The 19,996-nt window shown below is 71.8% G+C and carries 21 protein-coding genes; 13 read left to right on the forward strand and 8 right to left on the reverse strand.

Annotation, left to right across the window (positions count from 1 at the left end; all coding sequences use genetic code 11):
* Positions 1-239: 239 nt before the first annotated feature.
* On the reverse strand, positions 240-878 hold the full coding sequence (locus Aru02nite_RS23790) for a hypothetical protein (protein WP_203661392.1): 639 nt from the start codon (positions 876-878) through the stop codon (positions 240-242).
* Positions 879-1,548: 670 nt separating this feature from the next.
* Complete coding sequence (locus Aru02nite_RS23795; protein WP_239076906.1) at positions 1,549-2,502, reverse strand: aldo/keto reductase; 954 nt, start codon at positions 2,500-2,502, stop codon at positions 1,549-1,551.
* A gap of 105 nt (positions 2,503-2,607) precedes the next feature.
* Here Aru02nite_RS23795 and Aru02nite_RS23800 point away from each other — a divergent pair, with 105 nt between their 5' ends.
* Positions 2,608-3,420, forward strand: coding sequence for a helix-turn-helix domain-containing protein (locus Aru02nite_RS23800; protein ID WP_203661394.1), 813 nt, complete (start codon positions 2,608-2,610; stop codon positions 3,418-3,420).
* A gap of 102 nt (positions 3,421-3,522) precedes the next feature.
* Positions 3,523-4,473 carry a DUF6528 family protein gene (locus Aru02nite_RS23805; protein WP_203661396.1) on the forward strand — a complete coding sequence of 317 codons (951 nt, stop codon included), beginning with the start codon at positions 3,523-3,525 and terminating at the stop codon, positions 4,471-4,473.
* A 9-nt stretch (positions 4,474-4,482) separates the two neighbouring features.
* Here the strand turns inward: Aru02nite_RS23805 and Aru02nite_RS23810 are convergent, their stop codons facing one another.
* Positions 4,483-5,259 carry an alpha/beta fold hydrolase gene (locus tag Aru02nite_RS23810; RefSeq protein WP_203661398.1) on the reverse strand — a complete coding sequence of 259 codons (777 nt, stop codon included), beginning with the start codon at positions 5,257-5,259 and terminating at the stop codon, positions 4,483-4,485.
* A 469-nt stretch (positions 5,260-5,728) separates the two neighbouring features.
* Here Aru02nite_RS23810 and leuA point away from each other — a divergent pair, with 469 nt between their 5' ends.
* The 4 genes from leuA (at position 5,729) to Aru02nite_RS23830 (ending at position 10,590) form a co-directional block, all read left to right on the forward strand.
* The gene (gene leuA, locus Aru02nite_RS23815; protein WP_203661400.1) at positions 5,729-7,468 is read left to right on the forward strand and encodes a 2-isopropylmalate synthase; all 1,740 of its coding nucleotides are present in this window, start codon (positions 5,729-5,731) and stop codon (positions 7,466-7,468) included.
* A gap of 841 nt (positions 7,469-8,309) precedes the next feature.
* A complete protein-coding gene (locus Aru02nite_RS23820) occupies positions 8,310-8,783 on the forward strand; it encodes a hypothetical protein (RefSeq protein ID WP_203661402.1) in 474 nt (157 codons plus the stop codon).
* 80 nt (positions 8,784-8,863) lie between these two features.
* Positions 8,864-9,973 (forward strand): sensor histidine kinase, encoded by a 1,110-nt coding sequence (locus Aru02nite_RS23825; protein ID WP_203661404.1) that lies wholly within the window; start codon positions 8,864-8,866, stop codon positions 9,971-9,973.
* Positions 9,970-10,590, forward strand: a complete 621-nt coding sequence (locus tag Aru02nite_RS23830) for a response regulator (RefSeq protein ID WP_203661406.1) — start codon at positions 9,970-9,972, stop codon at positions 10,588-10,590. Before Aru02nite_RS23825 ends, Aru02nite_RS23830 begins: the two co-directional genes overlap by 4 nt.
* Positions 10,591-10,605: 15 nt before the next feature.
* Here the strand turns inward: Aru02nite_RS23830 and Aru02nite_RS23835 are convergent, their stop codons facing one another.
* A complete protein-coding gene (locus tag Aru02nite_RS23835) occupies positions 10,606-11,301 on the reverse strand; it encodes an alpha/beta fold hydrolase (protein ID WP_203661408.1) in 696 nt (231 codons plus the stop codon).
* Positions 11,302-11,444: 143 nt separating this feature from the next.
* Between Aru02nite_RS23835 and Aru02nite_RS23840 the strand changes: the two genes are divergently transcribed.
* Positions 11,445-12,101: an HNH endonuclease family protein gene (locus tag Aru02nite_RS23840; RefSeq protein ID WP_203661410.1), complete on the forward strand. Its 657-nt coding sequence runs from the start codon at positions 11,445-11,447 to the stop codon at positions 12,099-12,101.
* Between the two features lie 43 nt (positions 12,102-12,144).
* Here the strand turns inward: Aru02nite_RS23840 and Aru02nite_RS23845 are convergent, their stop codons facing one another.
* Entirely contained in the window at positions 12,145-12,345 is a 201-nt protein-coding gene (locus tag Aru02nite_RS23845) for a hypothetical protein (RefSeq protein ID WP_203661412.1), read from the reverse strand.
* Positions 12,346-12,471: 126 nt separating this feature from the next.
* Between Aru02nite_RS23845 and Aru02nite_RS23850 the strand changes: the two genes are divergently transcribed.
* On the forward strand, positions 12,472-13,107 hold the full coding sequence (locus tag Aru02nite_RS23850) for an HNH endonuclease family protein (protein WP_203661414.1): 636 nt from the start codon (positions 12,472-12,474) through the stop codon (positions 13,105-13,107).
* 205 nt (positions 13,108-13,312) lie between these two features.
* Positions 13,313-13,576, forward strand: coding sequence for a hypothetical protein (locus tag Aru02nite_RS23855; RefSeq protein ID WP_239076907.1), 264 nt, complete (start codon positions 13,313-13,315; stop codon positions 13,574-13,576).
* Positions 13,577-13,978: 402 nt separating this feature from the next.
* On the opposite strand, the gene Aru02nite_RS23860 is transcribed toward Aru02nite_RS23855, so the two are convergent.
* Positions 13,979-14,614 (reverse strand): class II aldolase/adducin family protein, encoded by a 636-nt coding sequence (locus tag Aru02nite_RS23860; RefSeq protein ID WP_203661418.1) that lies wholly within the window; start codon positions 14,612-14,614, stop codon positions 13,979-13,981.
* 41 nt (positions 14,615-14,655) lie between these two features.
* A complete protein-coding gene (locus Aru02nite_RS23865) occupies positions 14,656-16,170 on the reverse strand; it encodes a DHA2 family efflux MFS transporter permease subunit (RefSeq protein ID WP_239076908.1) in 1,515 nt (504 codons plus the stop codon).
* 216 nt (positions 16,171-16,386) lie between these two features.
* On the opposite strand from Aru02nite_RS23865, the gene Aru02nite_RS23870 reads away from it, so the two are divergent.
* Genes Aru02nite_RS23870 through Aru02nite_RS23880 form a run of 3 tightly spaced genes read left to right on the forward strand, consistent with a single transcriptional unit; the run spans position 16,387 to position 18,836 of the window.
* Complete coding sequence (locus tag Aru02nite_RS23870; RefSeq protein ID WP_203661420.1) at positions 16,387-17,331, forward strand: glutamate ABC transporter substrate-binding protein; 945 nt, start codon at positions 16,387-16,389, stop codon at positions 17,329-17,331.
* Position 17,332: 1 nt separating this feature from the next.
* Positions 17,333-17,974: an amino acid ABC transporter permease gene (locus Aru02nite_RS23875; protein WP_203661422.1), complete on the forward strand. Its 642-nt coding sequence runs from the start codon at positions 17,333-17,335 to the stop codon at positions 17,972-17,974.
* A 7-nt stretch (positions 17,975-17,981) separates the two neighbouring features.
* Complete coding sequence (locus Aru02nite_RS23880) at positions 17,982-18,836, forward strand: amino acid ABC transporter permease (protein WP_203661425.1); 855 nt, start codon at positions 17,982-17,984, stop codon at positions 18,834-18,836.
* Here the strand turns inward: Aru02nite_RS23880 and Aru02nite_RS23885 are convergent, their stop codons facing one another.
* Positions 18,837-19,412, reverse strand: coding sequence for an ArsR/SmtB family transcription factor (locus tag Aru02nite_RS23885; RefSeq protein WP_203661427.1), 576 nt, complete (start codon positions 19,410-19,412; stop codon positions 18,837-18,839). It abuts the gene before it with no gap.
* Between the two features lie 86 nt (positions 19,413-19,498).
* Here Aru02nite_RS23885 and Aru02nite_RS23890 point away from each other — a divergent pair, with 86 nt between their 5' ends.
* Positions 19,499-19,957, forward strand: a complete 459-nt coding sequence (locus Aru02nite_RS23890; protein ID WP_203661429.1) for a hypothetical protein — start codon at positions 19,499-19,501, stop codon at positions 19,955-19,957.
* Positions 19,958-19,996: the final 39 nt, after the last annotated feature.

Genomic DNA, 19,996 nt, shown 5'->3' on the forward strand with positions numbered 1-19,996 from the left:
GGGGTTCGTTCACTGCGTTCGTTCACTGCGTTCGTTCACTGCGTTCGTTCACTGCGTTCGTTCACTGCGTTCGTTCACCGCGTTCGTTCACCGCGCCCGGCCACCGCGCCCGGCCACTACGTTCGTTCACCACGCCCGCTCGAACACCGGTCGAGAGCACCAACCACCACAGCCGTATCCCCATCAGCAGCGCCAGACAACCACCGTCTGTCCACAGTGGAAAGATGCCAGCTGCCACCTCACCGCCGGATCGTGAACGCCGCCGCGACCAGCCACCCCGGCAGTACCACGACCGGTACGGCGAAGATCCCGGCGAGGAGCGCGATGGCGCTGGCGAACCCGAGTACGGCGAGGATGGTGGAGATGCGGCCGGCGCGCCACACGGCGAAGGCGGTGCCGAGTACGGCGAGGGCGGCGGCGACCATGCCGGGCAGGGTGAGCAGGACGTACCCGAGGCGGGGCAGGAGGGCGGGGTCGGTGTCGGGTGGGCCGCCGAGTACGTGGGTGACGGCGGGTTCGGCGAGGGCTGCGGCGGCGGCGCCGATGAGGGCGGCGCAGGCGGTGGCGGCGGCGCGGGCGACGGCGCCGTAGTCGCCGCCGGCGACGCTCTGGGCGATGCGGGTGAGTCGGGTGACGACGACGGCGACAGCAATTCCGGCGCCGGCGAGGGCGAGTCCGCCGGCGACCTGGGGCCAGCCGCCGGGGCCGCGGTGGTCGGCGACCGTTCCCGGGAACGGTGCGAGGACCGGCCACAGCAGCGCCACTCCGGCGATGCCGAGTACGGCGAGGAGCACGGCGGGGCGGCGCGGGTCGCCGGTGGCGCCGGCACCGTACGGGGTGTCGCGGACCGCGCGCAGTTCGGCGGACGTGTCGTCCATGCGGTCATCATCCCTGCCGACCGCCGGCCTCCCGCGCCGCCTCGCCCGACCAACCCCGACGTTCCCCCGCAACACCAAGCGCCCGCCAAACCGGTACGGCGGACGTGTCGTCAATGCGGCCTCCCGCACCGCCTCGCCCTACGGCACCGGCGTTCCCCGCGCCGCACCACGCGCCCACCGAGCCGGTACGGCGGACGTGTCGTCATGGCGGTCTCTCGCGTCACCGAGCCCAGCTGGCGTCGAGGTTCCCCAGCAACGCCACGCGCCCGCCGAACCAACCGGCTCCGACGTTCCCCGCACGGCACCACACGCTTCCGGACCGGGGCCACGGACGTGTCGGCCACGCGATCATCATCCCCACAGACCGCAGGCGTACCGCGTCACCTTGCCAGCCGGCGCCGGCATTCCCCTGCTATCCGACGCGCCCCACACGCACCAGCCCACACCGGCACTCCGCCACCAATGCCATGCGCCCGAACCGGTCCGCTCCGGCGCTCTCCCACCAACACGACGCGCCCACCGGAGCCCGGCCCGCCCCGGCGCTACCCCGCTTGCCACGCGGCCACCAGAAACCAGCCCACACCAGCACGCCCCGTACGACTCCACGCGGCCACCGGACCGGCCCTACGCGGCCGCCGGACCGGATCCGGGCGTCGGGGAGGCCGCGTCGTCAGGTGCGGGCGGAGCCGTACGCGGCGAACGAGGCGCGGTCCCCGGACCAGGCGGTACGCGGGGCGACGGCGTCGAGCCGGTCGACGGCCTCGGCCGGTACGGCGGTGGCGGCGATGTTCTCGGCGAGCCGGGCCGGGTTGCGGGTGCCGGGGAGGGGTACGACGTCGGTTCCGCGGGCGAGCAGCCAGGCGAGCGCGAGCTGCGCGCTCGTCACCCGGTACTCGTCGGCCAGCGCGCGGATGTCGCTCAACAGGGCCAGGTTCGCGTCGCGGGCGGGTCCGGCGAACCGGGGGTCGTTGTCGCGGAACGCGGCGGGTCCGGTGGAGCCGGCGAGCAGCCCGCGGCCGAGCGGGGAGTACGGCACGATGCCGACGCCGAGGCGCCGCGCGGCCGGTACGACGTCGTCTTCGATCTCGCGCCAGAACAGCGACCATTCGCTCTGTACGGCGGCGATGGGGTGGACGGCGACGGCGCGGGCGAGCTGGTCGGGGTCGACTTCGGACACGCCGAGGTGGCGTACCTTGCCGGCGGTGACGAGGGCGGCCATCGCGCCGACGGACTCCTCGACGGGGACGTCGGGGTCGACGCGGTGCAGGTAGTACAGGTCGATGACGTCGGTGCCGAGCCGGGCGAGCGACGCGTCGCAGTACGCGGGGATCCGGTCGGGGTGGGCGTCGAGCCGCACGCCGTCGTCCCCGCGCACGATGCCGAACTTGGTGGCGACGGTGACCTCGTCGCGCCGGTCGGCGAGGACGCGGGCGAGGAGCCGTTCGTTGTGCCCGGCGCCGTAGCTCTGCGCGGTGTCGAGGAACGTGACGCCGTGGTCGATCGCGGTGTGCAGCAGGGCGACCGACGTGGCGTCGTCCGCCGGTCCGTACCCCTGGGACAGGCCCATGCAGCCGAGTCCGAGGGCCGCGACGGTCAGGCCGTCGCCGAGTGTGCGCTTCTCCATGGGCCCGACGCTAACCGCCCCCTAGAGTGGTACCCGACCACCGCTCTTACTGGTACTGGCAGTGTCTGGTTGGCGGTGCGGATGTCGGGGTGACGGAGTGTCGGGATGTCGGGGAACCACCGCGAGCTGGGCGATCTGCTGCGGTCGCGGCGGGAGCGGCTGACGCCGGCGGACGTGGGGCTGCCGCCGGGGATCCGCCGGCGTACCCGGGGGTTGCGGCGGGAGGAGGTCGCGGCGCTGGCGGCGATCTCCCCGACGTACTACGCGTTCCTGGAGCAGGGCCGCGACCTGAACCCGTCCCGGCAGGTACTGGACGCGTTGGCCACGGCGCTGCGGCTGTCGGCGGCGGAGCGCGGGCACCTGCACGAGCTGGCGTACGGTGCGCCTCCGGCGGAGCCGGCCGAGGAGGTGCTGGTGCCGGGGGTGGCGGAGCTGGTCGACCGCCTGGACCCCGCCCCGGCGTACGTGACGGGGCGGCGGTGGGACGTGCTCGCCGCCAACCGCGCCGCGTGTCTACTGTGGACGGACTGGTGGGCGCTGCCGCCCGCGGACCGCAACATGGTGTGGTGGATGCTGACCGCGCCGGCCGCCCGCGACGTGTTCGTGGAGTGGGAGCGGGAGGCGTCGGCGCAGCTGGCCCGGTTCCGCGCGGCGGCGGCCCGGCACCGGGACGACCCGTCGTTCGCGGAGCTGGTCGACCGGCTGCGCGCCGCCAGTCCGGAGATGCGCGAGTGGTGGCCCCGGCACGACGTCGCCCCGCTGTCGTCGGGCAGCAAGCTCCTGCACCATCCCGTACTCGGTGAGCTGCGGTTGCGGCACGTGGTGCTCACCGTGGCCGACGCGCCGGAGCAGAAACTCGTGACGTTCCATCCGGAATCCGTTGATCTGCCACGGATCGCGGCACTCGTCGACCGGTGATCCCGGGTGGCGGGCTCCTGCCACACTGGGCGCCCGTTCACCGAGGCGCCGACCGTACTGCTGGCACGCGGTCCGGTCGGGCCTCACCCCTGGAGGTACCGGATGGAACGACGGACTCTGTTGCGCGGCCTGGCGGTCGGCGCGGTGGCGGCACCGGCGGCGACGCTGCTCGGCACCGCCGCGGCGCGCGCCGCGGGCAGCTACTACGTGGCGACCGCCGAGCAGGTGTCGAACAGGATCCTGGTGTTCGACAAGAGCAAGGCGTTCAGCAACGCGAACGTGCACTGGAGTTTCGCCGCGGGCGGCGGATCGTGGTCGAACCTGTCCGACGTGAAGTTCCGGGAGACGTCGGCGCAGGGCTGGATCGCGCTGATGACCGCGTCCGGCGGCCGGGTCGGCATCGTCAACGTGACCGGCAAGAAGCACACCGGCACCGGTGACCTGTCGTGGACCGCGGCGCCGGGCGGCAACCCGCACGCGATCGAGCGCATCCCGACCAACGGGTCGGTCGTGGTGGCGAGTTCGGCCGGCCACCTCACCGTGTACGCGCCGAGTTCGGTGAGCCGGCTCGGCAGCCTGGCGAAGGTGCAGACGGTCGGCCTGCCGGGCGCGCACGGCGTGCTGTGGGATCCGACGACGAAGCTGCTATGGGCGATCGGCAAGGGCGTCGTCAAGGGGTACACGGTGCACGGCTCGCACCGTTCGACCCGGCTGGCGTACTCGGGGAAGCACGTGAACCTCGGCAGCGACAACCTCGGCCACGACCTGCAACCCGACTACAGCAACCGGAACCGGATGCTGTGCACGGCGACGCACGGCACGTACGAGATCAGTACGGCGGGCGGCAAGGTGTCGGTGCGGAAGGCGTCGTCGGAGACGCGGGTGAAGGCGCTCTGCCGGCACTCGTCCGGGGAGACCGTGTCGGTGCGCGCCGACAACAAGGGCGCCCGCACCTGGGGCAGCCCGACGGTACGGCTGTCGAAGTCGCCGGACCGCACCCGTTCCGGCGCCGAGTTCTACAAGGTACGGATCTGGTCCGCCCGGTACGAGTGAGGGCGGGCGTCAGAGGGCGGCGAGGTGGTCGGCGACGGCGGTGGCGGTCGCCGCCGGCTCCTCCTGCTGGACGAGATGGCCGCAGGGCAGGGTGACGACGGTCAGCCGGTCGCTGAGCGCGGCGCGGCAGGCGTCCCGCCACCCGTCACGGACGACGCCGGACTTCGCGCCGATCACCAGCAGCGTCGGCAGCCCCGCCGGCGGCAGCGGTACGGGTCGGGTCAGCGCGCTCATCAGCGCCACCATTGCCGGCCGGTGGTACCGCCAGGTCCAGCGGCCGTCGGCGCGCCGGGCGAGATGGTCGGCGACCTCGGTGTCCACAGTGGAGTCGGGGAAGCCGGACCAGCCGTTGAGTACCCGGTCCGCGCGGGCCTCCGCCACGTCGGCGTACGACTCGTCGGCGAGCATCCGGTCGGCGTTGCGCAGCGCCTTCTCCGGCAGCATCCCGGTGCCGGGGTCGAGCAGCGCCAACCCCGACACCCGCTCCGGTACGGCGCCGGCCAGCCGCAGCGCCACCACCCCGCCCAGCGAGTGCCCCAGCACGGGCACCGGGCCGGTCGCGTACCGGTCGAGGACCTCGACGACGTCGGCGACGAGCGCGTCCAGGTCCCACGGCGGGAGTACCGGGGAGGCGCCGTGCCCGCGCAGGTCCGGCGCCAGCACCCGGTACCGCGCGCCGAGGCGCCCGGCCAGGTCCGCGTACCGGCGGCCGTGGCCGGTCAGGCCGTGCAGGGCGAGTACCGGTCTGCCGTCGGCCGGCCCGAACTCGTGTACGTGCAGTCCCATGCGCCGCAGGCTAGTGCGCCGTACCGTCGGGCGGGCGTCGACCGGACAGACGGCGCCTTTCGGCCCGGCGGGCGAACCGGGTCGAAAAGCGCGCCGCCACGGTCGGCGTGAAAGTCGTCTCACCCTGCGGACGGCGGCTTCGTGATCCACCGCCGATGACGTAACGTGGCGCCATCATGTACCGCGGCCTGCTCCTTCGCTGCCGCGACGGGGCCCGTTGAGGCTGGCACCCCGTCGCGGAGTTGCCGCGCGCCGGTCGATCTAGTCGGGTCACCCACCCACCGGGCCTTTGGACGACGTCACCACCCGATGTCGCCGCCCCGAGGATCGCACCCCAGAGCTTTCGCAACGGGTACACCCGTGTCGCCGGTCGCGTACCACGCCCGGTGGCCGGCACGCCGCCACCCGTACGGCGGCCCGTCGCGACCATCCGCGTACGACGTTGACAGCGACGAAGGAGCACGCCGACATGTCCGGCGACCGAAACAACCGGCAGCAGCCGGGCCCGATGCCGTTCCACCGCTACCAGGCGTTCCACACGTACAACAAGGTCGAGCTGCCGGACCGGACGTGGCCGGGGAAGCGGATCGAGCGGGCGCCGCGCTGGCTCACCACCGACCTGCGGGACGGCAACCAGGCGCTGGTCGACCCGATGAGCCCGGACCGCAAGCGTCGCATGTTCGACCTGCTGGTACGCATGGGGTACAAGGAGATCGAGGTCGGTTTCCCGGCGGCGAGCCAGACCGAGTTCGACTTCATCCGCGAGCTGATCGAATCCGACCGCATCCCCGACGACGTCACGATCTCGGTACTGACCCAGGCGCGCGAGCACCTCATCGAGCGCACCGTGCAGAGCCTGGCCGGGGCGCACCGCGCCACCGTCCACATGTACAACGCGGCGGCGCCGGTGTTCCGCCGTACCGTGTTCGGCTTCGACGGCGACGGGCGCGCGCAGACCCGGGCCATCGCCACCGAGGGCACCCAGGCGGTGGTCAAGTACGCGGAGCAGTACCTGGGCGGCACGGACTTCGGCTTCGAGTACTCGCCGGAGATCTTCATGGACACCGAGCTGGACTTCGCGCTGGACATCAGCGAAGCGGTCATGGACGTGTGGCAGCCCGGCGCCGACCGCGAGATCATCCTCAACTTCCCGTGCACCGTCGAGCGTTCCACCCCCAACGTGTACGCCGACCAGATCGAGTGGATGAGCCGCAACCTGTCCCGGCGCGAGCACGTGTGCCTGTCCGTACACACGCACAACGACCGGGGCTGCGCCGTCGCCGACGCCGAACTGGCCGTCCTGGCCGGCGCCGACCGCATCGAAGGCTGCCTGTTCGGCAACGGCGAGCGCACCGGCAACGTCGACCTCGTCACCCTGGGCATGAACCTGTACTCCCAGGGCATCGACCCGCAGATCGACTTCTCCGACATCGACGGCATCCGCCGGACCGTCGAGTACTGCAACCAGATCGGCGTGCACGAACGCCACCCGTACGCCGGGGACCTGGTGTACACGGCGTTCTCCGGCTCCCACCAGGACGCCATCAAGAAGGGCTTCGAGGCGCGCGAGGCCGTCGCCGCATCCACCGGTACGCCGGTCGACGAGGTGCCGTGGGAGATCCCGTACCTGCCGATCGACCCGCACGACGTCGGCCGCAGCTACGAGGCCGTCATCCGCGTCAACTCGCAGTCCGGCAAGGGCGGCGTCGCCTACCTGCTCAAGTCCGAGTACGGGCTCGACCTGCCGCGACGCCTGCAGATCGAGTTCTCCGGCGTCGTCCAGCGGCACACCGACAGCGAAGGCGGCGAGGTGTCCGCCGCCCGCATGTGGGAGATCTTCCAGCACGAGTACTCCGTCGACAAGCAGCCGTCGCCGCGCGTCGCCGTCCGCGAGTACGTGACCCGGTCCGTACCCGACGACCAGCTCGAACTGTCCATCGACTTCACCGTCGACCACGCCGACAAGTCCGCCGTCGCCCGCGGCAACGGCCCCATCGACGCGTTCGTCCGCGCGCTGTCCGATGTGGACGTACAGGTGACCGTCCGGGACTACGCCGAACACGCCCTCACCGCCGGCGGCGACGCCGTGGCCGCCGCGTACGTCGAGTGCGAGATCGGCGGCAGGACGTACTGGGGCGTCGGCGTCGACGCCAACATCACGACCGCGTCGCTCCGCGCCGTCACCAGCGCCGTCAACCGCGCCGGCTGATCGCTGCACGCCGCCGTACCCGGGCCGGCCGGTCGTGGCCGGTCCGGGCGGCGGTCGGCCCTGGTGGGGGTCGTGGGGGGCGGTCGCAGCGGGAGTCGCGGTGGACGGGCGCGGTGGGCGGTCGTGGCGGTGCGGTCGTGGCGGGGAGTCGCGGTTGACGGTCGCGGCGGGCGGTCGTGGCGGTGCGGTCGTGGCGGTGCGATCGGGACCGCGCCGGTATCACGCCGATGCGCTGACGCGGGTCCGTTGTCCACAGGCGTCGTTCGTCGTCCACAGCCTTGTGCAGCAAGGGATCCAACGCGACTAGACTTGTCGCCGGGGTGCCCCCCTCTGGGAGGGCGGGGCCTGCTCACGCGGCGTTTTGCGAACCGGCTGAGCGGCCCGTCTGTTCACCTCGCGATCACGTACACGTTTGCTGTCCACTCGGCGATCCACGTACCGATCGGGTGTTCACTCGCGATCCACGTACCCCTGAACGTCCGCGCCACGCTCCCCACACCTCCCGCATGTCCGCGCCACGCTCCCCGCACCGCCCGCATGTCCGCGCCACGCTCCCCGCACCGCCCGCATGTCCGCGCCACGACCGACTTACCGCCCGAGTGTCCGGGCCACGCTCCAGGTACCGCACGCCGACCCACTCCACGACCCACACGCCGCACGGGCGGCGTGCCCGCTCGCCTCCCCGCCACCGCCCGTGCACGTACCACCGACTCCGCAGCGACACCCCGTCGCTTCCGTTGCGCCCCAACCGTTCCCGACACCGCCAGGGCAACCAGTACCCAAGGCGTTGTCCGTCGTTCGGTGGACAAGGCTGTCGCTGCCCGGTCGACGGTGGTGGGCCGTGGCGCGGCGGATGCTGTGCGGCATGAGACATCTGAAGGACGACGAACTGGTTCCCGCGCTGTCGGCGGAGCTGGGCGAGGAGCTGCGCGCGGCGGCGTACGCGCGGGTGGACACGGTGCTCGGGCCGGCGCGGATGCTGTCCCCGCTGGGGAACTATCTGATTGCGCGGCCGGCGGCAAGGGCGGCGGCGCACCGGATCACGGAGCGTACGGATGTGCCGTTGGATGCGGCGATGATCCTGGGTGTCACGGCGGATGCGTTGCACGTGTGGCGGGCGGATCCGATGTTGAACCGGGTGGGTGAGCATGTGGGTCAGGTCGCGTTGGACCGGATCACGGATCTGACGGTGACGCCGGGCCGGAGCTGGCAGCAGGTGACGATCGTGCTGGTGGGCGGGGAGAAGATCGAGATCGAGGGCCGGGGGGCGGCGCATCTGCTGGCGGCGGCGTACCGGGAGTCTCGCGCGGGTTGATCTCGTACCGCATGCTTGTCTGCGTGCCGGAGACCTTGCCTCGCGCGTCGGACGTGCATGCCTGGACGCGGGGGGCGGTCATGCGCGACGCGTACTACGGGGTGGTGCTGGCCGGCTCGGTCGCCGCGGTGTGGGTCACCGGCGGCGGCCCGGGCCGTACGGTGTCGGTCGTCGCGCTGTGCGCCCTCGTCCCGTGGTACTGGCTGGTCGGCCGCCGGGCGTACCGGGGGAGGCCGGTGCCGGTGTGGACGGTCTGTTACCAGCTCGGGGTGTTGGCGCTGCTGGTGACGGCGCAGGTGGCGACGTTGACGAGTTCGGTGGTGTTGTTCGCGCTGATCCCGCAGGCGTTCATGTTGCTGCCGGTGGGGTGGGCGCTGTTGGCGTTGACCCTGTTCAATGTCGTACCGGTGGTGGAGGCGGTGAGCGCGCCGAGTTTCCGGGTCGTGGGGGTGGCGGGGGCGCTGGCGTTGTGCGTGGCGTTCGCGGCGCAGTTCAGTTGGTGGATCCAGCGGATCATCCAGCAGAGCCGGGAGCGTGCCGACCTGATCGCGCAGTTGGCGGCGGCCCGCGCGGAGTTGGCCGAGTCGGAACGGCAGGCCGGGATGTTGGCGGAGCGGCAGCGGCTGGCGATGGAGATCCACGACACGCTGGCGCAGGGCTTCACCAGCATCCTGATGTTGTTGGAGGCGGCCGATTCGGCGCCGCCGGAGCGGGCCCGGTCGCATCGGGAGCGGGCGGCGCGCGCCGCCCGGGAGAACCTGGCGGAGGCGCGCGCCCTGGTCGCGGCCCAGCCGCCGACGGAGTTGGCGGGTTCGTCGCTGCCGGACGCGCTGCGCCGGCTGGTGGGTCGGCTCGGGGAGGAGACGGGCGTGGCGACCGCGTGGGACCTGGCGGGTGAGCCGCGACGGCTGCCGGCCGGTACCGAGGTGGTGGTGTTGCGGTGCGCCCAGGAGGCGTTGACGAACGTGCGGCGGCATGCGCGTGCGGCGAGCGCCGCGCTGAGCCTGCGGTACCTGGCGGGTGGGGTGCGGTTGGACGTGACGGACGACGGCGCGGGCTTCGATCCGGGCGCGGCGGCGGGTTTCGGCCTGGCGGGGATGCGGGAGCGGGTCGCGCAGGCGGGCGGCCACCTGGCCATTTCGAGTACGCCGGGCTCGGGGACGACGGTGACGGTGGAGGTGCCGGCATGATCCGGGTGCTGCTCGTCGACGACCACCCGGTCGTACGGGAGGGCCTGCGCGGCATTCTCGGTACGGAGGACGGCATCGACGTGGTCGGCGAGGCGGGGTCGGCGACGGAGGCGGTCGCCGTGGCCCGGGCGTACGCGCCGGACGTGGTGCTGATGGATCTGCGGATGCCGGACGGCGACGGTGTGCAGGCCACGCGCGACCTGCTGGCGCGGGATCCGGAGTGCCGGGTCGTCGTCCTCACCACGTACGAGAACGACGCGGACATCCTGCGGGCGGTGGAGGCCGGCGCCACCGGATACCTGTTGAAGGACGCGGGGCGGGCGGAGCTGGCGGGGGCGATCCGGGCGGCGGCGCGCGGGGAGACGGTGCTGGCGCCGGCGGTCGCGGCGCGGCTGGTGTCGCGGATGCGGTCGCCGGTGGGCCTGACCCCGCGCGAGATCGAGGTGTTGCGCCTGGTCGGTGCCGGCCGGACGAACGCGGAGATCGGCCGGGAGCTGTTCGTCAGCGAGGCGACCGTGAAGACGCACCTGCTGCGTACGTTCGAGAAGTTGGGCGTGTCGGACCGTACGGCGGCGGTCACCGCGGCGTTGCAGCGCGGCATCCTCCCGCCGTACTGACCGGCGTGGGTCGGGTCAGGGTGTCGTGGCGAGCCAGCCGTCGAGCGCGGCGAGGAACGTGCCGGCGTCGTCGCGGTGCGCGGAGTGCCCGACACCGGCGAGCCGGAGTACGGTGAATCCCTTGGCGCGCAAGGATTCCTCGTGGTCGGGGTCGATGAGTCCGTTGCGTTCGACGGTGAGGACGAGGGTGGGGCCGCCGGGCTTGTCGGGTTCGAAGCCCATGCCGGTGAGCGAGTCGGCGACGGCCGGATCCCAGCGGCCGAGGCTGCCGATCTTCTCGTGGTAGCGCGCCTCGGGCCAGCCGGGGTTCGCGGCGCGCAGGTCGTCGACCGTCCAGTCCTTCTGCGCCCGGAACGCCGCCATGAACTCGGGCGTCGCCGCCGGCAGCCACGCCGGGTCCTCGTACACGGTGTGTGCGGCGCGGATGCGGTCCTCGACCATGGACACGAGCAGGCCGCCGAGCGAGTGGCCGATCACCAGCGCCGGCGTGTCGGGCACCGCCGCGGCGAGCTCGTCCGCCATGTCGACCAGGGAGTACGTCGCGGCGCGGGGGCTGTGCCCGTGCCCGGGCAGGTCGGGCGCGAGTACCCGGTAGCCGCGGTCGGCGAGCGCGGGGCCGATGCCGGACCAGCCGGCCGCGTCGCTGGTGATGCCGTGGACGAGGACCGCGACCCGGTCCCCGGTACCCCATTCGGTGACGTGCAGCGTCATCGTCGTTCCCTTTGTTCGACAAGTTTCGAATGATCATCGCCGACCCGGTACGCACATGTCAAAGGTCCGGCCCCGATTGCCGCGCCCGCGCGGCCCCGCGAGAATCGTTCCCACCACCTCCCCCACCAGCGAACGAGGTACCCATGGCGGGCACAAAACGCCGCTACCTTCCCCTGCTCCTCGTCCTCGTGGTCGCGCTCGGCGCCGCCTGGCTGGTACGCCAGCACGGCAGCGGCGCCTCCGCCGACAAGCCCCAACCCGGTACCCCCGGCGCCGCGCAGGCCCGCAAGGACCTCGCCGCGCTCACCGTCGCCGAACCGCACTCGATGGCCGGGTACAGCCGGGAGAAGTTCCCGCACTGGATCGACCAGGGCGACCACTGCGACACCCGCGAGGCCGTACTCAAGCGCGACGGCAAGGGCGTGGAGGTCGACAGCTCCTGCCACGCCACCGCCGGCACCTGGACCAGCCGGTACGACGGCGTCACCGTCACCGACGGCGGCAAGCTCGACATCGACCACGTCGTACCGCTCGCGAACGCGTGGCGTACCGGGGCGTGGCAGTGGACCACCGACCAGCGCGAACGGTTCGCCAACGACCTGAAGGACCCGCAGCTCGTGGCGGTGTCCGCGAAGAGCAACCGTTCCAAGGGCGACCAAGACCCGTCCACCTGGAAGCCGCCGTCCCAGAGCTACTGGTGCGAGTACGCGTCCGACTGGATCGCCGTCAAGTACAGGTGGAAGCTGCACGTCACCAGCGCCGAGAAGGCCGCGCTCGGCGACATGCTCGGGCACTGCTGACCGCCGCAGGTCCCGGCCGTCCGAGCCGGGACCTGCCCGGCAGTCACCGGGAACGGTCGCCCAGCACCGTCCCCACCAGCTTGTACCGGCCGGTCACGGTGCGCACCCAGCGCAGCGGTTCGTGCGGCAGATCCGCCGGGTCGGCGACCCGGTCCAGCCGGATGACCTCGTCGTACAGGAGCTGCTGCGCCCGCTGGACGTCACGTACCACCGCGACGATGCCGCTGTGCCAGTGCCTGGCCATGTGACCAGCCTGCGCCGTTTCCGACACCGACACCAGGGGCCGTGTGGGTAGTTGTCCCCTCGACCCCGACGACGAAAACGTGCATGATGCCTCCAAGATATGAAGTTTCGTGACGGAGGTGGACAGATGCGTATCAGAACGGTGCTCGGCGTCGCCATGACCGCCAGCGCCCTCGCCACCATCGGGCTGGCCGGGCCCGCCAACGCGTACCCGCCGGATCCGCCGTCCGCCAGCGACTCCGCCGCACACCTCGCCACCCTCACCGTCGCCGCCCCCGGCTCCATGGACGGGTACAGCCGCGACAAGTTCCCGCACTGGATCAACCAGGGCGACAACTGCAACACCCGCGAGGTCGTACTCAAGCGCGACGGCACCGGCGTCACCGTCGGCAGCGACTGCTACCCCACCGCCGGCTCCTGGTACAGCGCGTACGACCAGACGACCACCACCGACCCGAGCAAGGTGCAGATCGACCACATCGTGCCGCTCGCCGACGCGTGGCGTTCCGGCGCCGCCGACTGGACCACCGACCAGCGCCAGGCGTTCGCCAACGACCTCACCGACCCGCAGCTCATCGCCGTCTCCGCGTCCAGCAACGAGTCCAAGGGCGACCAGGACCCCTCCCAGTGGAAGCCGCCGAACACCGGCGAGTGGTGCTACTACGCCCGCAACTGGATCCAGGTCAAGTACGTCTGGAAGCTGACCATCACCAGCGACGAGAAGACGGCGCTGTCGGACATGCTGGGCAAGTGCTCAAGTTGATCTTGGGCAGATTGTTCAATTGTTGACTTGTCTCATTGTTGAACAGTTGAACAGTTGAACAAGATCGTTTTGTTCAACAATGGAACAAGAAGGTGCGCCGGTCATCCGCGACCGGCGCACCGTTCCATCCCCACCCCACCCCGCCGCAGCCGTACTTCCGACGAACACGTGGTGCCGCGCCCCCGTACTCGGCACCATGGCGGCCATGGGCGACACGTACTCGGGTGACTTCACGACTGGGCAGGGCGGCGTGTTCACCGACGAGGTCGGGGTGATCACGGGCCGGGTGACATTGGAGACGCGCGTCGACGACGACGGGAAGGTCGTCGTCCGCGTGCAGTACAAGGACGCCGACGAGTGGTACACGGTGACGGGCGGCCGCTGCACGCTGCACGATGCGGCCGACGCGAAACCCGTGCACGACCTGGTACTGGCCGTGCTGGCCCGCGGCGGCGAAGGCGACTCCTAGCCGTACCCCCGTCCCGCCGGCAGAGCCGCGGCACGGTCAGTACCCTCGCGGGTCGCAGCGCCAAGCCACGATCGCACGGTCACGGCGACAGAGCCGCGCCACGGTCACCCGCGAGTCGCGGTGCCAAGCCACGGTCGCACGATCAGGGCGCCAAGCCGCGCCAAGGGGCCGCGCCGCGCCCTCGCGGGACGCAGCGCCGAGTCGCGGTCCCACGGTCACGGCGACAAGCCACGATCGCACAGTCACGGCGACAGGCGCGGGCCGTACCGGACCGCGACCTGAACCGCTTGCGTAGCAACGGTTCCGTACGGACACGGTCCGGGAAGGCCGGACACCGGCGCGGCCGGAGCGGCACGAGGGACATCGGCGCGGCCGGGGCGGCACGCCGGACGGCCGCGCGGGTCAGCGCTGGCCGTACCCGGCGATGCGTTGGGTGACGCGGGTGAGTTCGGCGTCGTCGAGCAGCCGGGGCGGGCAGCCGGAGCCGAGGACGCGCAGTGCCACGTCGCAGACGTACTCCAGGTAGACGGCGCGGTCGTACGCGGCGGTCAGGGTGTCGCCGGTGGTGACGGCGCCGTGGTTGCCGAGGAGGCAGCCGGTGCCGCCGCCGAGTGCGGCGAGCATGTGTTCGGCGAGTTCGGGCGTGCCGTAGGTGGCATACTGCGCGACGCGGACGCGACCGCCGAACATGGCGAGGTAGTAGTGCACCGGGGGTACCTCGTCGACGAGGCAGGACAGTGCGGTGGCGGCGGTGGAGTGGGTGTGGACGACGGCGCCGGGCTGGCGGGCGGCGTAGCAGGCGAGGTGCATGGGCGCCTCGCTGGTGGGCTTGAGCGGCGCGTCGACGGGCGTACCGTCGAGGCGGTGCACGCCGACCTGTTCGGGTGTGAGCGTGTGGTAGTCGACGCCGGTGGGGGTGACGGCGACCAGGTCGTCCACCCGTACGCTGACGTTGCCCGCGGTGCCGACGACCAGTTTGTCGGCCACCAGCCGCCGGCACACGTCGACGATCTCGGCCCGTTCCGCCGCCAGTAACATGCAGTCTCCTCGTGACCGTCGGGCCGACGGCCCGGCGGGCGTCAGTCGGCCGATGTTCCCGCCGGCTCGGACCGCGCCGTCCCCGCCGGCCGGCCCACCTCGATGGGCGGGCCGCTGACCTCGCAGCACACGTGCCGCTCGGGCACCCGTTCCGTCGGTACCTCGGCGGGGCGACGGACCAGCAGCGCCGACAGCACCGTACCCAGCAGGAACAGTCCGGCACACACCACCATCGCGATCCGGTACCCGTGGGAGAAGGCGGTGGGCTGCTTGTACGCGGCGCCGGAGAGGCCGGCGACGAGCGGGAGGGCGGCGACGGCGAGGAGGCTGGCGGCGCGGGCGACGGCGTTGTTGACGCCGCTGGCGACGCCGGCGTGCCGGGTGGCGACGGCGGCGAGCACGGTGGAGGTGAGCGGCGCGACGAGCGTGGTCATGCCGAGCCCGACGAGGAGTACGCCGGGGAGGACGTCGGTCCAGTAGTTCGCGTCCGGGCCGACGCGGAGCAGCAGGAGCGCGCCGACGGCGGCGACGAGCGGTCCGATGATGAGCTGCGGGCGCGGCCCGATCTTCTGCGCGATGCTGCCGGACGTCGCGGACAGCAGCAACATAAGCACGGTGAACGGCAGCAGCGCGATCCCGGCGGCGAGCGCGCTGAATCCGGACACGGTCTGGAGTTGCAGGACGAGGAAGAAGATCATGCCACCGAGCGCGGCGTACACCATGAAGGTGACGGCGTTGACCGCGCTGAACGTGGTGGAGCGGAACAGGTCGGGCGGCATCATCGGGTGCCGGCTGCGCCGCTCGACGAGGACGAACGCGACGAGCGCGAGGACGCCGGCGACCGCGGCGCCGAGCACGACCGGTGAGCCGCCCTTCTCGGGCGCTTCGACCAGCGCGTACGTGATGCCGGCGAGGCCGAGTGCGCCGAGTACCGCGCCGGGGATGTCGAAGCCCTGGGCGGTGGTGTCGCGGCTCTCCGGCACGTACCGGAGGGCGACGATGACGACGGCGGCGGCGAGCGGCAGGTTGAGGTAGAAGACGAAACGCCAGCTGGCGGCGTCGACGAGCCAGCCGCCGACGAACGGGCCGATCGCCGTGGCGACGCCGCCGAGCCCGGACCAGGCGCCGATCGCGCGCGCCCGGTCGTCCGGGTGGTACGTCGACTGGATGAGCGCGAGCGAGCCGGGGGTGAGCAGCGCGCCGCCGACGCCCTGCAACAGCCGAGCGGCGATCAGTACGGGCATGCTCGGGGCGACGCCGCACAGCGCGGACGCGACCGCGAACCACACGACGCCGATGAGGAACACCTTGCGCCGGCCGTACCGGTCGCCGAGGGAGCCGCCGAGCAGGATGAGCGCGGCGAGCGTCAGCGTGTACCCGGTGCTCGTCCACTGGAGTCCGGCGAGGTCGGCGGACAGGTCGTGACCGATGTGCGGGAGCGCGACGTTGACCACGGTCGAGTCGAGCATCGCCAGCCCGGACCCGAGCACGGTGGCCACGAGGACGCCCCGACCGGTGGCGCTGCGAAGTCGGATCGAACCCGGGGTGGGAGCCACGCCGCCAACGATGCCACCGCCCGCGCCCCTCCGGTACGGGACGGGCCGGAAACCGTCCGGGGGTCGTGGCAGAGTGGTTCGGGTGTTCGGCGGCCTATCGCACTATCACGGTCCGGTTGCCGCTCTGCACGGTGTAAGAATGGCTTTCTCCGATATCGGGTTGATTCCCGTCGACCGGCCGCGGCCGGCGTCGTGACCAGCGGTGGAGGTTTGTAGATGAGGCTCAGCAGCAGTCGCCGGGTGGCGCTGGTCGCGGTGGCCCTGGCCGGCGTGGCGGCCGCGGCGACCGGGTGCGGCGGCAACTCCGCGGCTCCCGGCGGCGGGAGCGGCGCGAAGGCGAGCGGCGCGGCCGGTTCGGTCGACTCGATCATCGCGTCGGCTCCGGTGGCGAAGAGCCTGCCGGACAGCCCCACCCTGAAGAAGATCAAGTCCGACGGCAAGCTGGTGTACGGGGGGACCGCGAGCGCGCCGCTGTTCTCGCTGAAGGATCCGACGACCAACACGCTGACCGGCTTCGACGCCGACCTGGCGAAGCTGCTCGCGAAGTACGTGACGGGCAAGCCGACGACGGACATGAAGCAGGTGCAGGTCGAGACGCGCGAGGCGTTGCTGCAGAACCATTCGGTGAACGCGGTGTTCGCGACGTACACGATCACGCCGGAGCGGGCGCAGAAGATCGCCTTCGCCGGTCCGTACTACTCGTCCGGTGACGCGATCCTGGTGAAGAAGGACAACACCTCGATCAAGACGGTCGCGGACCTGAACGGCAAGAAGGTCGCGACCGAGTCCAGTTCCACCGCCGCGGCCGACCTGAAGAAGTACGCGCCGAAGGCGAAGGTGCAGCTGTTCGAGGAGAACAACGACTGCCTCCAGGCCGTACAGCAGGGCCGCGTCGACGCGTACGTGCTGGACCAGGGGATCCTCGTCGGCGACGCGAGTACGAACTCGGACGTCAAGGTGGTCGGCCAGCCGTTCACCGCGGAGCCGTACGGGATCGGCCTGCCGAAGGACGACCCGGCGATGAAGAAGTTCGTGAACGACTGGCTGGCGCAGATCATGAAGGACGGCACCTGGGCGAAGCTGTGGAAGGCGACGGTCGGCACCGTGGTCTCCGGCGACGCGCCGAAGCCGCCGGAGATCGGTTCGGTCCAGGGCTCCTGACGTGGGATTCCCCGCACTCGCCGGCGACCTGCTGCACGGCTTCGTCAGTACTGTCGAGATCGTCGCGCTGAGCTTCGTCGGCGCGCTGCTGGTCGGCACGCTGATCGCGGTGTGCCGGATCAGTCCGGTGCTGCCGCTGCGCGCCTTCGGCTGGCTGTACGTGGAGGCGTTCCGCGCGGTGCCGCTGCTGGTGCTGCTGGTGCTGTGCGTGTTCGGGCTGCCGTGGATCGGGCTGACGCTGTCGCCGTTCGCCTCGGTCGTGCTCGGCATCGCGCTGTACGCGGGGGCCATCGTCTGCGAGACGTTGCGCTCCGGCGTACGCGGGGTGCCGCTCGGCCAGGTGGAGGCGGCGCGCGCGTTGGGCTTCACGTTCGGGCAGTCGCTGCGGCACGTGGTGCTGCCGCAGGCGTTCCGGGTGATGGTGCAGCCGTTCGGGAACGTGTTCATCGGCGTGGTGCTCGGCACGTCGCTGTGCGCGGCGGTCGGCGCGCAGGAGCTGACGTACGCGACGAAGGTGCTGGACATCCAGGGTGCGAACCCGCTCGTCACGTTCGGGCTGGCCGCGGTGCTGTACATCGCGGTCACGCTCGGCAGCGGGTACGTCTTCGGGCGGATCGAGCGGCGCGTGAGGTTCCAACGGTGAGGTGGGCATGAGGGGTGTCGAGCCGGTCCTGTTCGACCGGCCGGGACCGCGCGGGCGGCGCCGCATCGCCGTCGCGACGGTCGTGGCCGCGCTGGCACTGGCCGGGCTGGCGGCGCTGGCGGTCCGCCAGTTCGCGGTCAACGGGCAGCTCGCCGCGGACAAGTGGCAGCCGTTCACGCAGTGGCCGATCCTGCGCTTCCTGTTGATGGGGCTGGTGTACAGCCTGCTCGTGACGCTGCTGTGCGCGGTGATCGCGATGCCGGCCGGTGCGGTGCTGGCGCTCGGCCGGCTGTCGCCCCGGGCGTACGTGCGGTGGCCGGCGGCGGTGTTCGTGGAGCTGTTCCGGTCGCTGCCGACGCTGCTGCTGATCTTCGTGTTCCTGCTCGGGCTGCCGGCGATGGGCACCAGCGTGCCGACGTTCTGGTGCCTGGTGGTGCCGATCTGCCTGACCGGGTCGGCGACGATCGCCGAGGTGTTCCGCGCCGGCGTGCTCGCGTTGGAGCGCGGCCAGACCGAGGCGGCCAGCGCGATCGGCCTGCGGTACTGGCAGACCATGCGGCTGATCGTGCTGCCGCAGGTGATCCGGCCGTTGCTGCCGCTGCTGCTGGTACAGCTGATCAACCTGCTGAAGGACTCCACCCTCGGCTACGTCGTGACGTACGCGGAGCTGCTGTACTCGGGGAAGAGCCTGGCGGAGTTCGTGCACGCGCCGATCCAGACGTACCTGGTGGTCGCCGCGCTGTACATGATCGTGAACTGGCTGATCACGCGGCTGGCGCACCGGGTGGAGCGCCGGCAGGGCCGGGTGCCGCGGTTCCGGATGCGGCGGGTGGCGGGGACGGTGCCGGCCGCGGCGGAGTGATCAGTCGTCGTCCTCGCCGGGCTCCGGGTAGAGGTAGAAGCGGATCCGCATGGCGCGGGCCCCGGGCGGCGCCTCGTCGATCCGGTGCCCGTACCGGAACAGCAGCTTCTGGTACTCGGCGTGGAACTCGGCGAACTCCTCCGGCGTGAGGTGGGTGCCGCCGCGGGACCAGGTGGTCCAGGGGTGGTCGCGGTCCCAGTTCGCGGCGAGGTTGTCGACGATGCCGGCGATGTCGCGCGCGTCGGACGCCAGCTTGCGCCGGGTGACCTGCTCGATGACGGCCCGGTCGGCGGGGTCCATGCCGGTCGGGTCGGGCGTCTCCCAACTGGTGTTGGTGCGCCGCCACCAGCGTTCGCGGTGGTTGCCGCGCTCCGGCACGTCCTCGATGTACCCGTACCGCTCCAGCTGGCGGAGGTGGTAGCTGAGGGTGCCGGTGTTCTGGCCGAGCCGGGTGGCGAGCGTCGAGGAGTTGACCGTGCCCGCCCGGTCCAGCTCGCGCATGATCCGGCGGCGCAACGGATGCGTCAGCGCCTTGAGCGTCTCGGGGTCGGCGACGCGGCGTACGTGCTCCGGCATGGCCCCTAGGGTACATCTACAGACATCTGTTTGCAGAGATTCCTCTGCGGTCTTGCTACGGTGGGCGTGGACACCGAGGAGGACGCATGAGTACGGACCGGAGACCGGCGCCGACCGGGCACCAGCATCACGTACACCTGTTGCACCGCAACGGATCCGCTCGCGTACCCGGCGGTCCGGGTCGGCGGCTGGTGGGCACCGCGTTCGGCGTCGCGGCGGTCGTGATGGTGCCGTGGATGCTGATGCTGTCCCGCACCCTGCCGGAAAGTACGCGGGCGCGGCACTGGTCGCTGGCGTGGATCGGCTTCGACGCCGTCCTCGCGATCGGGCTCGCCGCCACCGGGTTCCTCGCCTGGCGCCGGCACAGCGGACTCGTCGTCGCCGCGACCGCCACCGGCACCCTGCTCGTCGTCGACGCCTGGTTCGACGTCATCACCTCGGCGCCCGGCGCCGACCTCACCCAGGCGCTGCTGCTCGCCACCTGCTGCGAACTCCCGGTCGCCGCCGCCTGCCTCACCGTCGGCCTGCTCGCCCGCCGCCGCTGACCGGCAGCGCCGGAAACCCTTGCACGGCAAGCGATTCCG

The organism is Actinocatenispora rupis (genome assembly GCF_016861975.1).
Lineage (GTDB): Bacteria > Actinomycetota > Actinomycetes > Mycobacteriales > Micromonosporaceae > Actinocatenispora > Actinocatenispora rupis.

Excerpts from the sequence above, each read along its gene's own strand:
- Aru02nite_RS23790 (WP_203661392.1), bottom strand. The coding sequence starts at position 878 with ATGGACGACACGTCCGCCGAACTGCGCGCGGTCCGCGACACCCCGTAC.
- Aru02nite_RS23795 (WP_239076906.1), bottom strand. The coding sequence starts at position 2,502 with ATGGAGAAGCGCACACTCGGCGACGGCCTGACCGTCGCGGCCCTCGGA.
- Aru02nite_RS23800 (WP_203661394.1), top strand. The coding sequence starts at position 2,608 with ATGTCGGGGAACCACCGCGAGCTGGGCGATCTGCTGCGGTCGCGGCGG.
- Aru02nite_RS23805 (WP_203661396.1), top strand. The coding sequence starts at position 3,523 with ATGGAACGACGGACTCTGTTGCGCGGCCTGGCGGTCGGCGCGGTGGCG.
- Aru02nite_RS23810 (WP_203661398.1), bottom strand. The coding sequence starts at position 5,259 with ATGGGACTGCACGTACACGAGTTCGGGCCGGCCGACGGCAGACCGGTA.
- leuA (WP_203661400.1), top strand. The coding sequence starts at position 5,729 with ATGTCCGGCGACCGAAACAACCGGCAGCAGCCGGGCCCGATGCCGTTC.
- Aru02nite_RS23825 (WP_203661404.1), top strand. The coding sequence starts at position 8,864 with ATGCGCGACGCGTACTACGGGGTGGTGCTGGCCGGCTCGGTCGCCGCG.
- Aru02nite_RS23830 (WP_203661406.1), top strand. The coding sequence starts at position 9,970 with ATGATCCGGGTGCTGCTCGTCGACGACCACCCGGTCGTACGGGAGGGC.
- Aru02nite_RS23835 (WP_203661408.1), bottom strand. The coding sequence starts at position 11,301 with ATGACGCTGCACGTCACCGAATGGGGTACCGGGGACCGGGTCGCGGTC.
- Aru02nite_RS23840 (WP_203661410.1), top strand. The coding sequence starts at position 11,445 with ATGGCGGGCACAAAACGCCGCTACCTTCCCCTGCTCCTCGTCCTCGTG.
- Aru02nite_RS23845 (WP_203661412.1), bottom strand. The coding sequence starts at position 12,345 with ATGGCCAGGCACTGGCACAGCGGCATCGTCGCGGTGGTACGTGACGTC.
- Aru02nite_RS23850 (WP_203661414.1), top strand. The coding sequence starts at position 12,472 with ATGCGTATCAGAACGGTGCTCGGCGTCGCCATGACCGCCAGCGCCCTC.
- Aru02nite_RS23855 (WP_239076907.1), top strand. The coding sequence starts at position 13,313 with ATGGGCGACACGTACTCGGGTGACTTCACGACTGGGCAGGGCGGCGTG.
- Aru02nite_RS23860 (WP_203661418.1), bottom strand. The coding sequence starts at position 14,614 with ATGTTACTGGCGGCGGAACGGGCCGAGATCGTCGACGTGTGCCGGCGG.
- Aru02nite_RS23870 (WP_203661420.1), top strand. The coding sequence starts at position 16,387 with ATGAGGCTCAGCAGCAGTCGCCGGGTGGCGCTGGTCGCGGTGGCCCTG.
- Aru02nite_RS23880 (WP_203661425.1), top strand. The coding sequence starts at position 17,982 with ATGAGGGGTGTCGAGCCGGTCCTGTTCGACCGGCCGGGACCGCGCGGG.
- Aru02nite_RS23885 (WP_203661427.1), bottom strand. The coding sequence starts at position 19,412 with ATGCCGGAGCACGTACGCCGCGTCGCCGACCCCGAGACGCTCAAGGCG.
- Aru02nite_RS23890 (WP_203661429.1), top strand. The coding sequence starts at position 19,499 with ATGAGTACGGACCGGAGACCGGCGCCGACCGGGCACCAGCATCACGTA.